Source organism: Natronorubrum halalkaliphilum, from assembly GCF_009834785.1.
Classification (GTDB): Archaea; Halobacteriota; Halobacteria; order Halobacteriales; family Natrialbaceae; genus Natronorubrum; species Natronorubrum halalkaliphilum.
The window spans coordinates 1-13,842 of the sequence record NZ_WUYX01000028.1; the positions used below are offsets into that span (position 1 = coordinate 1).

The 13,842-nt window shown below is 58.7% G+C and carries 11 protein-coding genes and 1 tRNA gene; 1 reads left to right on the forward strand and 11 read right to left on the reverse strand.

Annotation, left to right across the window (positions count from 1 at the left end; all coding sequences use genetic code 11):
- Positions 1-224 precede the first annotated feature (224 nt).
- The 11 genes from GS429_RS08820 to GS429_RS08870 all read right to left on the reverse strand — a co-directional run bounded on the left by GS429_RS08820 (position 225) and on the right by GS429_RS08870 (position 10,854).
- The gene (locus tag GS429_RS08820; protein ID WP_160064694.1) at positions 225-1,055 is read right to left on the reverse strand and encodes a DUF7504 family protein; all 831 of its coding nucleotides are present in this window, start codon (positions 1,053-1,055) and stop codon (positions 225-227) included.
- A gap of 911 nt (positions 1,056-1,966) precedes the next feature.
- Complete coding sequence (locus GS429_RS22145; RefSeq protein ID WP_328821311.1) at positions 1,967-2,206, reverse strand: DUF7563 family protein; 240 nt, start codon at positions 2,204-2,206, stop codon at positions 1,967-1,969.
- Positions 2,207-2,315: 109 nt separating this feature from the next.
- Positions 2,316-2,386: transfer RNA gene (locus GS429_RS08830), tRNA-Pro, on the reverse strand.
- 141 nt (positions 2,387-2,527) lie between these two features.
- Positions 2,528-3,796, reverse strand: a complete 1,269-nt coding sequence (locus tag GS429_RS08835; protein ID WP_328821312.1) for a branched-chain amino acid ABC transporter permease — start codon at positions 3,794-3,796, stop codon at positions 2,528-2,530.
- 100 nt (positions 3,797-3,896) lie between these two features.
- Positions 3,897-4,934 carry a branched-chain amino acid ABC transporter permease gene (locus tag GS429_RS08840; RefSeq protein ID WP_160064696.1) on the reverse strand — a complete coding sequence of 346 codons (1,038 nt, stop codon included), beginning with the start codon at positions 4,932-4,934 and terminating at the stop codon, positions 3,897-3,899.
- On the reverse strand, positions 4,931-5,629 hold the full coding sequence (locus tag GS429_RS08845; protein ID WP_328821313.1) for an ABC transporter ATP-binding protein: 699 nt from the start codon (positions 5,627-5,629) through the stop codon (positions 4,931-4,933). The genes GS429_RS08840 and GS429_RS08845 overlap by 4 nt, the downstream gene beginning before the upstream one ends.
- A gap of 58 nt (positions 5,630-5,687) precedes the next feature.
- The gene (locus GS429_RS08850) at positions 5,688-6,536 is read right to left on the reverse strand and encodes an ABC transporter ATP-binding protein (protein ID WP_160064698.1); all 849 of its coding nucleotides are present in this window, start codon (positions 6,534-6,536) and stop codon (positions 5,688-5,690) included.
- 9 nt (positions 6,537-6,545) lie between these two features.
- Entirely contained in the window at positions 6,546-7,901 is a 1,356-nt protein-coding gene (locus tag GS429_RS08855; protein ID WP_160064700.1) for an ABC transporter substrate-binding protein, read from the reverse strand.
- Positions 7,902-8,234: 333 nt separating this feature from the next.
- On the reverse strand, positions 8,235-9,149 hold the full coding sequence (locus GS429_RS08860) for an RNA-guided pseudouridylation complex pseudouridine synthase subunit Cbf5 (RefSeq protein WP_160064702.1): 915 nt from the start codon (positions 9,147-9,149) through the stop codon (positions 8,235-8,237).
- A 3-nt stretch (positions 9,150-9,152) separates the two neighbouring features.
- Complete coding sequence (gene cmk / locus GS429_RS08865) at positions 9,153-9,728, reverse strand: (d)CMP kinase (RefSeq protein WP_160064704.1); 576 nt, start codon at positions 9,726-9,728, stop codon at positions 9,153-9,155.
- Positions 9,729-9,915: 187 nt separating this feature from the next.
- Positions 9,916-10,854 carry a DUF106 domain-containing protein gene (locus GS429_RS08870; protein ID WP_160064715.1) on the reverse strand — a complete coding sequence of 313 codons (939 nt, stop codon included), beginning with the start codon at positions 10,852-10,854 and terminating at the stop codon, positions 9,916-9,918.
- Positions 10,855-11,057: 203 nt separating this feature from the next.
- Between GS429_RS08870 and GS429_RS08875 the strand changes: the two genes are divergently transcribed.
- Positions 11,058-13,835: a DUF7289 family protein gene (locus GS429_RS08875; RefSeq protein WP_160064717.1), complete on the forward strand. Its 2,778-nt coding sequence runs from the start codon at positions 11,058-11,060 to the stop codon at positions 13,833-13,835.
- The last annotated feature ends 7 nt before the right edge of the window (positions 13,836-13,842 follow it).

Here is a 13,842-nt window from a genome sequence, read left to right on the forward strand (position 1 = left end):
ATTGTCCTCATGTTCGCCATCATCAACATAGAAAAGCTCTGTGAACCACTCTAACTACCATTCAGCAGCTATTCAACAAAGCAGTACAGAGTGGTTCTGGATGCGTTCAGCGCCCCTACCGTTGGTTTCTATGTTACCGAGGGTGATTGGCGGTAGAAGAGTGATCCGTGCTGGAGTCGATTAGCAGCGAGCGGATGCCGGCACCGAAAGCTCGAACGAGTCGGCTACAATCGGGCGGTGTGCTCGCCATCTTCGTAGATAACCGCATCGAACAGCGGCAACAACACGTTTACCTCCGACTGCTCACACTCGAGCGGATCGAGATGATAGTGGGCGATGCTGTCCAGTTCCTCGAGGCGCGGCAAGAGCGCGTGGAAAAACGAGATCGTTTGCTCGAGATCCGTGTGATCGATCAGCGAATCGACGGACTGGAAACAGATCGTCGAGACGTTGCTATTCGATTCCCACGCCGTCAGCGACCGATGGATCCGATCGCCGAGCGTCGAGAGATCCGCCTCGTCACCGATCAGATCTGCCTCGGTCGAGTCGGGAAGCGTCACTGTCCGCGTCCCCGCCGAGCGTGCGAACTCGCCGAGGCTGATCACCTTTCGCTCGGCGGGTTGGGGCTGATTCGTCCCCGCCCACGAGTTCGCTTCTTCCTCGACCGTTCGATCGGTGACGACGCTGAGGATGTTCTCGTTTTCAGGTGGGTGTGGATGGAGTAGATCGGTACAGAGAGATTTGTCGTCCTTGCTCGGTGCCAACAGCAACACGTTCGACGCCGTCTCGAGTTTCGTGTGAATCGACTCCGGATCTCGAAACAGTAGCTCGCCGTCCGGGTGGACCGTGATGTGGAAGCCTTCGTACTCGAAGGACACGGTTGTCTCGACGTTCGTCCGGTGTAAGGTATCCAGCGATTCTGCATCGATCGCAGAATGGAGCGGGCGCAACTCGTCTCTCGCCGAGCCGGTGATAGCGCGGACCGATTCGATGATTCTCACGCTGGGCCGATCGTTGTCATCCAGAACAAGACGATATGGCGTATCATACGGCATGTATTACTTACTCTCCCATAGATAGCGTAGCAGCATAAATCACCTTGCCTCCGGCGGTCAACTCGTGGCCGATATCCGCCGGTCGCGATTTGGATTCGTTCGAGACGCTACCGGTCTGGCCGGTAATTTCGGCGCTTGCGAGTCTGCCTACTCGTCTGCAATGATGATCCTGTCGGCGTCTTCCTTTTCAGCCGCCAGAATCGCTTCTTCGACCTCTTCCTGAGTTGCCTCTTCCATGCACCAATCCCTATTACTATCGGTATCATCACCCCACCACATTAACTATTTCTAACGATAAATTTCTGTCAGCACTTGCGACTCGTCGCTACCTCTCCCGTGGTTGATTTCTTGAATCAGCAGAACACGCCAAAACGACGCCGTCACCACTCCTTGAGTCGAATCATCGCTCGCCACCGCTTTCGATCGTGTACGCAATGGATTTGACGAGGCGCTCATCGGTTGCCCTACTAATACTCGATAACCGACAGAAACGTGCGAGGACCGTGGAGTTTCAGGATGCTTTCGAGAGATGAACTACACACATAGTTGGGGCCAGAGCTAAAGAATGGTCGGTTGTTTATCTCAGACATATTGATAACTTCTCTTTGTTCTGAGTGCGACGGACTGGGCGAACAGGTTGCTAAATACGTTTCCGACGACGGGGCGATAGCTGACTTCGAGTGTACGGAATGCGGTCACGAGTGGTCGATTCCACTGTAACCTGGCTGCATCCACTTTTCGAGTCGCCTCTTTCCGGAGCGTTCAGTCCCGCTGCCGGCGTTACCGTCGTCAGCACGAACGTCCCAGCTTTCGTTAAAGACACGACAAACGTCACCGTCAGTCGCGTGATGAGCCGATGGACTATGGGTGTCCGACCCTCGACATCGTACAGTCGGCTCGCCGGGACGAACTCAGACATCGGCCTCACCTCCGTGGTGACCGGCGGCCCTCTCCGGAATAGGAATGCCAACGTTGACACCAGCTGCAGACCCGCGAGTCAGTCGGCGATACGAGTCACAGTCTCCGCAGCGGTGGGCGCGGTCACTGTTGTCGCCGTAAACGCGGCAGAAGCGGTCCGAAACGTACGACCCGCAGTGTTTGCACGTCGAGTTGTCGACCGACGGCCACGGCGCGATCGTCACGCCGACCACCTCCGGCCGGTCTGTCGGCTACGTGGCAATATACCGAAACCGAGAATTGGATTTTCGGCAGGCTCAAGGGGTTGAGGTGCCCGACAATGAACACTTAGATAATTTCGAGTGGGACCGCCGAGAATTGAACTCGGGTCCTACGGACCCCATCCGCAGAGGATACCACTACCCCACGGTCCCGCACGTGAATCGATGGTCGTCTGCTGTTTAAGCGTGTCGTTTTTGGGTGGCAGTGTAACGATTGCCCCGCTACCAGAGCTCTCAGCAACAGCCGATCGTCGCCCTTTCGAGCCCCCATCTCAACAAAAATAAGGATGGAATTTAGCGCCGATAGCGCTCGAGACGACCGCCGACGTACTTGCCGACGGTGTTCCCCAGTCGGTCGCGGACGGATCCGAGCAGTCCGTTGGGGACGAACAGCACGAACAGCACGAAGACGATGCCGAGGAACAGCGGCGCGCGGCCGTCGACAACCGTGTTGATCAGATCGGCGATCGTAATCCCGGCGATGTCGGCCGTCAACACGCCGTCGGGCAGGATCCCGCGAAGGTAGGGCGCGAGACCGCCCTGTTCGGAGGAAAGGATGTCCTCGAGCCACTCGTAGAACGCCGTTCCGAAGAACGGGCCGGCGAGCGTTCCGATCCCGCCGACGATCGTGACGATCAACGCGTCGGCCGTTACGAGGAAGTAGAACGTTTCGTCCGGCGAGGCGCCCCTCGAGAACGCGGCAAACAGCGCGCCGGCGATCGCAGCGAAGAAGGCGCTGAAGCCGAACGCGACCATCTTATACCAGAAGACGTTGTAGCCGATTGCCGCCGCTCGCTCCTCGTTTTCGCGGATAGCGATCATCACGCGGCCGAACGGCGAGTGGATGAGCCGCTGCATCGCGAAGTAACTGAGGAGGACGACAGCGCCGATCGCGTAGTACGACGTTAGCGTCGCCGAAATATCGATCCCGAGCCCGAGGACGTTCTCGAAGCTGTCGCCGGCGAGCCGTCCGAGGGCGATCGAAACCGAGTCGACGTACGGAATTCCGATCTCCGGTGTCGGACCGCTAAGCGTCGGGCCGTCCTGGGGATTCACGGCGACGTAGTTCCAGTTGCGGACGAGTTCGTAGGCGACTTGCGCGAACCCGAGCGTGATCATCGCGAAGTAGACCCCAGACAGCCGGAAGGAGACGGCTCCGATCGCGAGCGCGAGTCCGAAGGCGAGGAGTCCACCGACGATCATCGTGATCACGAACGGCGTCCCCGCGGGAATGCCGGGGACGTCTCCGTTGGCTACGAGCACGATGAAGTACGCCCCGACGCCGTAGAACGCGGCGTGACCAAAGGAGAGGTAGCCGGTGTAGCCGCTGATGAAGTCGAAGCTCATCGCGAACAGTCCCAGGAAGAGCATCGCGATCAGAAACGTCGTTCCCGGCAAGAACGCGTTCGCCTCCGCGCTGAGCGGCGTCCGTAGCAAGAGCCCGTATATCGGTGGATAAACCGCGAAGAGCGCGATAACGAGCAGGTGTGGAACGTGTTCCCGAGCGTACTCGCGGAGCCAGTGCTCGTCGTCTCGAGCGTGAGCGGCCGTCGTGTCGGTCACGGTGTCCACGGAATCGGTCGATTCCGCGAGGCCGGCGTCGGGCCCGTCGACGTCGGAACTCGTCCCGCCGTCTTCGCGGGCCCGGTCGTCACGAGCGGGGCTAATGGCCGCCCACCTCCTCGATGCCGTACAGTCCCTGTGGACGGATGACCAGCGTGATCACCAGCAACAGGAAAATGGTCACCTCGGACAGTCCCGGGAACGGGACGATGCCCGTGTTGAACAGCCAGGTGGTCAGCGAGTCCGTGACGCCGACGATCACCGCCGCCGCGAGCGTCCCCTTGAACGAGCCGAGCCCGCCGATGACGACGACGACGAAGGCGTACAGCAGCACGTCGATGTTGAGCAGGACGCTCGGCCCGTAGGTCGGATCCCAGATGAGAAAGACTCCGCCGACGGCGGCGAGCCCGGTTCCCAGTCCGAAGACGATCGTGAACGCCTTGCGGACGTCGATCCCGAGCGCTTCGACCATTTCGGCGTCCTCGCTGCCGGCGCGAATGTAGAGGCCGTACAGCGTTCGGGTCAGGAACGCCCAGACGGCGACCGCAACCAGCGCGCCGGCGGCGATCGCGAACAGGTAGAACCCGCGGATGTTCGCACCGAGGATCGAGTACCGCGCGTCTAAAACGGCCGGAATCGTCGACGCCGCGGCCGTCCACGTCGGTTCGGGTTGGATGCCGCGAGCCGACGTGAGGATCCGCGCCGTCTCTTCGAGAATCAGTCCGACGCCGAACGTCAGCAGGATCTGGTACATCGGCGTTCGGTCGTAGATCGGCCGCACGAGCCCGACCTCGAGCGCGGAGCCGAAGGCCGTCAGTAACGCGAAAATCACCGCTGCGACGGCGATGAACAGGAGGATTCTGACGCCGGATCCCGTGGTGCTCGAGATGCCGACGACGAGCAGGACGCCACCGATGTACGCACCGAGCATGGCGAACGCCCCGTGGGCGAAGTTGAGCACGCCCATGAGACCGAAGACGAGCGTCAGTCCGACGGCGATGATGAAGTAGATCGCCGCTTTTCCGAGCCCCTCGACGAGAAGCCGTGCGAGGGTGTCGGGTTGGAAAAACCGTCCGAACGCGTCGACGAGCAGCGGAGCGTCGACGAACACCGCCAGCGACGAACCGAAGCCGATCATGCTGAGAGATACCTCCGAATCCGATCGTCGTCAGCGGTGACGCCGTCCGTCGCGCCCGATTCGACGACAGTCCCGTGATCGAGCAGGTAAAACCGATCCGCGAGATCCATCGCCAGCGGGAAGTTCTGTTCGACCAGGACCAGCGTGGTCTCGGCGGAGGCCTCCCGCAGCGCGTCGACGACCTGTTCGACGATCAGCGGAGCCAACCCCTCACTCGGCTCGTCGACCAGTAACAGGTCGTTGTTCCCGACCATCCCGCGTGCGATTGCGAGCATCTGCTGTTGGCCACCGCTCAGGTTTCTGGCTTCCTTCTCGCGAAATCGCTCGAGGTCGGGGAACAGATCGAAGACGTACTCGCGTTCGGCCTCGAAATCGGCCTCGGGCGGAACGGCGACCCGAACGTTCTCCTCGACGGTGAGGTAGCCGAACATCCGCCGCTCTTCCGGTACCCAGCCGATCCCTCGTCCGGCCACGTCGTGGGTGGAATCGCCGGTAACGTCCTCGCCTTTGAACCGGACAGTTCCTTCCCGGGGCGGCGTGAGCTGTAGGATCGATCGGAGCGTGGTCGTCTTTCCGACACCGTTGCGACCGATGAGGGCGACGATCTCGCTCTCTTCGACGGCGAGATCGACCCCCTGCAGGATATGACTCTCACCGTAGTAGGTGTGGACGTCCGTGAGTTCGAGCAGGCTCACGCCACCACCTCCGCGGGAGACGACGCTGTCAGTTCGATGATCCGCCGCCGGCCGGCGCTCATCCGGCGGACACCCCCGATTCGCCGCCGTCGTCCGCGTCGGTCCCGGTGGCCGCCCCGTCGGGGTCGTACCCGCCGAGATAGGCCCGCTGGACCGCCTCGCTCTCGCGGATCGTTTCCGGTTCGTCCTGGGCAATTAGTTCACCCTGATTCAACACGGCGACGCGGTCACTGATCCCCATCACGACGTCCATGTTGTGCTCGATCAACAGCACCGCGTGGTCCTCGGAGACGTCCTCGATGATTTCGGTCACCTGACCGACATCCTCGCTCGAGACGCCCGCCGTGGGTTCGTCGAGCAACAGCAGATCCGGATCGCCGGCGAGCGCGATCCCGATTTCGAGGTTGCGCTTCTCGCCGTGACTGAGATTCTCGGCGGTTCGGTCGGCTTCGGCCGCTAGCCCGATCCGTTGCAGGATCGACTCGGCCTCCGTAACGTGGTCGTCGAACGCGTTGACGTTCCGCCAGAATCGCCAGGAATCCCCGCCGCGATGGGCCTGAACCGCGATCCGAACGTTCTCGAGCACCGAAACGGTCGGGAAAATATTTGTTATCTGGTACGATCGGTGGAGTCCGAGCAGCGCCGTCTCGTAGGGGGCAGCGTCGGTGATATCGACGACGCCGTCTTCGGCCTCGTTTCCGTAGGCGGCCGGGTCCGTCGGACTGAACTCGATCCGTCCCGCAGTCGGCTCGAGAACGCCTGTAAGCAGGTTGAAAAACGTCGTCTTCCCGGCCCCGTTCGGTCCGATTACCGAGCAGAGTTCGCCTTCCTCGAGCGTAAAATCGACGGCGTCGACGGCAGTGATGCCACCGAAGCGTTTGGTGAGTCCGTGAGTTGACAGTAACATGGAATCAGCTCAGCTGAGATCACAAGTGGACTCGTCGGCCGGTACCATAACGTCCGCCGCCGAATAGGTCTCGATCGGCTCACCCGGCATTACCGACGCGTCCCAGGTGTCTTCGTACTCCGACTCCGTCGGGACCGGCCAGGCGACCGTCATTTCGGAGGCGGCCTGATTGTTGTGCTCCTGAAAGGTGTAGGCGTTCTCACCTTTCGGCGTGGCCTCGACGGTCATCCCGCGCATCGCCTCGGCGATGTCCTGGCCGTCGGTCGAATCGGCTTCCTCGACCGCCTGAGCGAGCGCCGAGGCACCGACGAAGGTCCCAGCACTGAAGAGGTCCGGAACCTGTCCGTAGGCGTCAGTGTGCATGTCGATGAACGCGTCGTTGATCTCGTTGTCGTACTGATTCCAGTGATAGCGCGTCGTGAACGGGCCGAGACCCGCCTCCTGGATGTCCTCTTCGGTGAAGTCCTCGCCGAGGGTCGCCTCGACCGTCTGGCCCGTAATTTGGGTCGTGACGAGTTCGGCGAACCCTCCGAACGCCTGGACCTCGTCGTAGGCCATCGCCGCTGGCAGAAACTCGGGCAACGTGATGAAGGTAAAGCCGCCGACGACGCCGTCGGCACCTTGGTCGATCGCCTCCTCAAACATCCCCTCGAACTCGCTGTACCCCTGTTCGACGAATCTGGGCTCGAGCACCTCGATTCCTTCCGCTTCCAGCACCTCCTGATAGTTGTTCGCCACTCCCTGCCCGAAGGCCCCTTCCGCGGCGAAGATGGCAACCGTCGAGACGTCGCCCTGTTCGGCGACGTATCGGCCGCCAGCGCGGGCGTCCATCGCCGTGTGTTCGCTCGCGCGGAACGCCAGTTCATGGCAGTGGTCGCCCGAGACCGTGATATCGCCGTCCGCGGCCGGGCCGATGATAAACGGTACGTCCGCCTCGTCGACGACGTTCGGGATAATGTTTCGAACCCCGTCCGACGAGGAGCCGCCGAACAGCAGGTCGACGTCCTCGTCGACGACCAGATCCTCCGCAACGCGCTGTGCCGTCGACGGATCGAACGCCGTATCCTGCACGATGATTTCGATCGACGGCCCGTCGTCCGGCTCGAGTTCGTACGTCCCCGTCGTCATCTCCTCGATCGGATCGAGATCGTACTTGTACGCCAGTCCGGAGTAAAACCCCATCAGGCTAATCTGTCCGTAGTACTCGAGTTCGCCCGAGACGGGTTGGATCGCGCCGATTCGCAACTGGTCGTCGCCGTTGCCGTCAGCCTGTTCGTCCAGACAACCAGCGATACCCACTGCACCGGCCGTCGTCAACGCACCCGTTCGGCGCAGTATCTCGCGCCGACTGGTCGTGTTCCCCATACTGAGTACTAACACACTGTCGCAGTATGGTGGGAGGGGTTGACATGTAAACACGCAACACTGCCCTGCTCACCGCTATCGATTACGGCCCTCGTCGACCGCTGGCCCGACTTCGTCAACGAGGGTTCCGAACGACCTCGAGTAATCCGGACCAGCGAGGAACAGCAGGGTCGAGCATTCATAACCGTGTGACGTCACAACTATCACAGTTTAGCAGCCCTCACAACAGACCAACCGCCTCAACCGTCTCGAACCTCTCGGTCTACTGAATTCCGCACCGGATCGACCACCAGCCGTCCGTGATGTACCGGTCACTCGGTACAGCAGTTCGTCTCAGACCAACACGCGCTCGAGATCGACCACGACGCCACTGTCCGCATCTGGATCCCCGACGAACTTCCCGAGACACACGGCAGCCCCGTTCGGCGTGTAACAGGCGACCAGCGCGTTCCGATCGATTCCCTCTTCGACCTCGAGGACGCCCGGCGCGTACACCGGCGCGCCGTTTGCCACCTCGCGGGCCGCGTTCTCGGCGATCGTCACCGACGGAATCCCCTCGAGGATCCGTTCGGCCGGATCCACGACTTCGTAGAGGAAGGCGGGATCGTCGTCCTCGAGCCAGAACGCGAGCGCGTCGAGAAAGTCGTGTGCACTGTAGAGATCGCTGTCGTTGAACGGCGTCGTCGCCGATCGGCGCAGATGACCCATGTGCCCACCGGTCCCGAGGGCGAGTCCCAGATCGTGACACAGCTTCCGAACGTAGGTCCCGCTCTCACACCGAATACGCAAGAGAACCTGCCGCTCGCCGGTTTCGAGGACCTCGAGATCGTAAATCTCACGCACGCGAAGCCGCCGCGACACCGCACTCTTCCGCGGGGGCTTCTGGTAGATCGGCCCCTCGAACTCGGCGATGACCGACTCGGCGTCGGTCGGCACCGGCCCGTGGCACTCGAGGACGGCGACGTACTCCTTCGATCCCTCGAGAAAGACCGGCGCGAGCCGGGTCGCTTCGCCGAGCATGACGGGGAGACAGCCCGTAACTTTGGGATCGAGCGTTCCCGCGTGGGCCGCCTGCTCGATCGTCGCGTCCGCCCCGTATTCGGAAAGGGTCTCTGCGACGGCATCCCGAAGCCAACCGCTGACCTGGTGTGAGGACGGGCCGGGCGGCTTATCGAGATTGACGACACCGAAGGTGAGCAGTTCGACGGGCGTTCGGTCGTCGGGTGGACCGCGAAGGCGCGTCGTCATCGCTTACAACTCGTACTCGATGGAAACCGTTGCCTGTCCTTCGTCGCCGGCGGCGTCGTACTCTCCGACGGCGGTGACGAGCATGTCGAGCACGGCATCGGGCTCCCAGCGGGCCGTGTTCACCGAGAGATCGTAGATCGTCAGATCCTGGATATCGATCCCGTAGTACTCCTGATAGCGCGTGGCCTCGCTTGCTTCGCGTGCTTTTGTCTCCTCGGTCGCCCGATCGGGATCCTTGTCCTCGCGCTCCGCGATCCGTTCGCCACGAACCGCCGGCGGCGCATCCAGCCAGAATCGGAAATCGGCCTCGTCGCCGGCCAGCCAACCGGCCAACCGCGACTCGAGAACCAAATTATCTTCCGCCACGGCGATTTCCCGAAGCCGCCGGTCGAGATCCCGATCGATCTCGTCGTTTTCCTCGGCGAGTTTGTTGAACTCGAGTGGGGTGTAGCCGCGTTCGTCGGCCAACTCCCGGAAGATATCACCCCCGCTGATGTGATCGAGATCGAAGGTATCCGCGAGCAACTCCGCAGTGGTGCTCTTCCCGCTTCCTGGCGGGCCAGAGACGGTCAGTAACATACTGGGTTTGCGAGGTGCCGGGTAAAATGGGTTTTGAATCGGTTGACGGACGAACTCGTCGAACGCGACCCGTGTGCGATGTGGGCGCGAGCCGTGGGGCTCGAGTACGATCGGTGTGTAAACCGTTCCAGTGGCTACTATAGGGACGGCAAAGCTGAAAAATGGAGAACTGAACCGTCAACCGAGATTACGACGGCGTCATATCGATGTTTAGCGACTTGCGCAACAGCTGCGTAAAGCCCATCGAGCACAGGAAGTACCAGACAATCCAGGCCGGCATCGGACCCAAAAGTCCGGAGTTCCAGCTAGTTTCGCCGGCGATCGGCATCACCACGGTTCCCTCGACTCCCACACCGTGGATCTTCCAGTACATCCAGAGGAACAGCGGAATGGTAAACAGCATGATCCAGACCATCGGCCGGAGCTGCTCTTTGAACATCCCGAGGTTCTCCGCCATGGCCTCCATCTGCTCCTCGCGAGCTTCCTCGAGTTCGTTGTCGATACGCTCGAGTTCGGCCTCACTGGCGCCGCGTTCTTCGGCCTCTTTCTTGCGCTCGCGGACGTCCTTCTGTTTCTCCTGCATCGCCTTCATGCGCTCCTGATACTTCCCCATGATCTCGGGATTCATCAGATTCGCCTGCAACAGCGTCGAGTAGAGGCCGGTCAGGAGTGCAACGGACAGGATCACGGCATAAAATGGCATTGCGGTGTCGAGCGGCCCCAGCGCAAGATTGAGTGTCTCGCCAACGGTGTCTCGAACGGACTCGATCCAGTAGCCGAACATCAACAGCAGCGAGCCGACGCCAGCCAACTTATCCCACTGTGACCACTGGGATTCTTCGGCATCGATATCGACGTCGGCGCCGTAACTGCTGCTGTCGCCGTCCCCGTCGAGCGCCTCGTCGTAGGCCTCCCGGTCAGCGATTTCGAACCCCTCGTCACCGTCAACTAGTACGCCTTTTTCGATCAGCCGACCCCACTGTCCACTCGACAGGTCGTCGTTGACGTCGGCCCAGTTGACCTCGCCCCCGTTCCTGTCGGCTTCCTCGCGGATGGTCTCGAGAGCGTCTGCCATCGAGGAATCCTCGCGGACGAGGTCGTCGATCTTCTCCGCTGTACGCGTCATCTGCTTGGGGCTAGGAGGCGTTCGGTATACAAGTGTTTATCTTCGGTCGTGGATCAGGTGGACGTCAAATCTGAATCGTGGTTCCAAAATAAGCTGCGACTCCACCTCGTTCTCCTCTCTATTCAGAGAGTAAAGAGCCAAAATAGGGAGATGAAACGCTGAGCCAACATTTATTATGATCGAATGTAAACCAGTACGAAATAATGAAAGAAAGTGGTGACTGGCTGCGGACCACGATCGGGGGAAAACGCGGGTTATCTCCGCAGGTGGGTCTCATTTTATTGTTTGGGATGGTGGCTATCGTTGGTATACTGGTTCTCGTCGCCGGAATGGGTTTGATCGATTCGCTCGAGTCCGAAAGTAGAGCAGAAAACACACGTAATTCCATGGATGTCATGGACCACGGACTTGCAACTGTTATTGGCACCGGCGAAAAACAAGAGGTCCCATTTGAGGATGCTCAATACAAAGAAGACGGATCGGTGTATATTGCATGGGTGAATGCCAGCTCAGGTAAATGGGACCACAAGCCCAATGCAACAATCAATCCCCTCGGAACAATTGAATCAGAATTAGAGGGACGAACGATTGCGTATCAGGGAGGGGGTATATGGGAACAGACATCTGATGGAACGACCGTTTATTCTCCACCAACCATTCGATACGATAACAATTCATTGACGGTCGAACCGGTCCAGATCGAAGCAAGTGACATCAGAGGAGGTGAAGCGATTGCAGAAATCAATGACGAAAAAGCAGAGAATTTGGCTGCACAAATAGAAGAAGCGTCGACGGAATCTAACGGAACCAATCTTGCGTTACAAATTGAAAGCGAGTATCACGAGGGGTGGAAGCAACATTTCCAATCAGCAATGGAAGGAGATGTTGATATTGATCATAACCCGAGTGAAAATCAGGTCAGAGTATATATCGAAGATGCGAGATCCGATGCACTATTCAAAGTAAGTGATCTCGAAGGCGATCGAATAGTCTCGCACAACGGCGATTTATCTGCCAACGCAACGGTTCGGAATATTGGTCACGCACAGGGAGCGGAAAATGTAACGCTATCACTAAACCCGGAAAACAAAACCGAAGTCGAACTGAAACCCGGTGAGTCGGTGACGAAACCGTTCACGGTCCCCGTCGATAGTATTTCAACAGAGAAAACAGATCTCGATCAATATGGTGCCTACACCTACAACGTCAGTACAGTCAATGATTCTGTTGAACGCGAGTTCTTCCTGAGCTATCCTAACACATCATACTATGAACTCCGAGACGACAGCCTCAACGTCACTGAGGATCCCAATAACGGAACGGTTTCCCTCGAGGTTGGGTTTTTGAATATCGGAGAAAATGATGAGGAACGAAATGTCACAATCGGTGTCGATAGTGATCAACAGGTTGAAGATGATGGAGAGGTCGTCGATGTCTCTTGGGAATCTACCACACCGATTAAACAACAACCGTGGAACGACAGCACGATCACATCGACAATAAACCGGAGCGCGCTTCCAGACGGAGAGTACAACCTCACAGTCAGTATCGAAAACGATCCCGAGACATGCAGTGCCGCTGGTAACGAACGGACGTGTAATGCATCTACTGAGTTCGAGATCGAGGGTGGTGAAATCGGTGATCCAGGTGAAGTGATTATTACTGAGCCAGCAAACGTAAGTACAAGCGTTATTGGTACCGAAATTTCCGCAGAAGGCGGGGGAACATCTGGTGTGAAGCCAACTGCGGATGCAACAGTTGTAATTAATGGTGCCGACGAGACAGACGGCTCGATGGTCCAACAGGGGTCGGGTAATCTTGGTTTCAGCCTTGTGCCATCCGAACCAGATGCGCCTGATGACGAACCAGAGATGACATCTCGTGGTGGATGGGTTGCAACAGATGGAACTACTCCGGAAGCTGAAGGAGAATGGATCAGAGAATGTGGTATTTTCACATGTTGGGACGAGTTTGAAGGTCATTGGGAGTGGGACGTTGACGAATTAGAGTGGAGTGAGGACGGCGGATACGAACTTAACTGGCACGAGGGAGGTGACTGGAGCTGGCAGGGAGACGGGTCGGCTGAAGTGGTTGAATTCGATCGATACAAGCGATGGGCACCGGTAACTGCATCTGTCACAGTCAACGAAACAGAAACTCAACTGACGCCACAAGGCGAAGATAACACACTGCCCGCAGACAGCATCGACGACGATTCAATAGCCGAGCATAATCTAAATACCTTCGGTACGCAGAAAGAGGTCTGGAACTACGACGAAGAGAACGTGACCGGAACCGTCTCGATAAGTTCCACGTATTGGAACTGTAATCGATGGGAATATGCTGGCGTTGATAGTTCCAATGAAAGTGGGTATGATAGCAACTACTATCATCTTGAGTGTGCCGACTTTGGGTCCGAGATCACGACAGCAGAAGGCGGCGGTAACGAAGCCGATTCTGATACCGGATTCGTCATGACTCGAGATTCCGATCGGAACAATCTACCAGAGATCGAGGAAGGATATCCGCGACAGCGAAACGTCACCGAAGTCTTCGAAGACGGCACTGACGACATCGAACTCGACGAGAACGGCAATCTCACACTCGGCCCACGAGACTTCGCGTTCATGATGGAGGTGACGATGGACCAAAATGGGCTACAACAAGTATACGACCATGTCTATGATGGTGATTATGATCTCTACACCGACAATCAGACCGAACTGTTCCATGCGGCGTGGGATATCGGAGAGAATTACCGGGACAACGTATCTGGTACAAATGATCCAAACTACAACGACGTGATCGGATTCGTTCAGGTTGACGGTGGCGGGACCTACGTCAATCTCGAGGAGAATCCGTTCCGTAACGTTCGTGTTGACGGCGAATCGCGCGATACGAGTGTCGAAGGAGGAGGAACCCTCGATAGTGATGAGGCCGGTACTATTTCCGTTGGTGCTGGTTCCATCGTGATCAGCTAGGGTCGTA

Bases quoted from the DNA above. Each gene is read 5' to 3' on its own strand.
- GS429_RS08820 (WP_160064694.1), bottom strand. From the start codon at position 1,055: ATGCCGTATGATACGCCATATCGTCTTGTTCTGGATGACAACGATCGG.
- GS429_RS08840 (WP_160064696.1), bottom strand. From the start codon at position 4,934: ATGATCGGCTTCGGTTCGTCGCTGGCGGTGTTCGTCGACGCTCCGCTG.
- GS429_RS08850 (WP_160064698.1), bottom strand. From the start codon at position 6,536: ATGTTACTGTCAACTCACGGACTCACCAAACGCTTCGGTGGCATCACT.
- GS429_RS08855 (WP_160064700.1), bottom strand. From the start codon at position 7,901: ATGGGGAACACGACCAGTCGGCGCGAGATACTGCGCCGAACGGGTGCG.
- GS429_RS08860 (WP_160064702.1), bottom strand. From the start codon at position 9,149: ATGACGACGCGCCTTCGCGGTCCACCCGACGACCGAACGCCCGTCGAA.
- cmk (WP_160064704.1), bottom strand. From the start codon at position 9,728: ATGTTACTGACCGTCTCTGGCCCGCCAGGAAGCGGGAAGAGCACCACT.
- GS429_RS08870 (WP_160064715.1), bottom strand. From the start codon at position 10,854: ATGACGCGTACAGCGGAGAAGATCGACGACCTCGTCCGCGAGGATTCC.
- GS429_RS08875 (WP_160064717.1), top strand. From the start codon at position 11,058: ATGAAAGAAAGTGGTGACTGGCTGCGGACCACGATCGGGGGAAAACGC.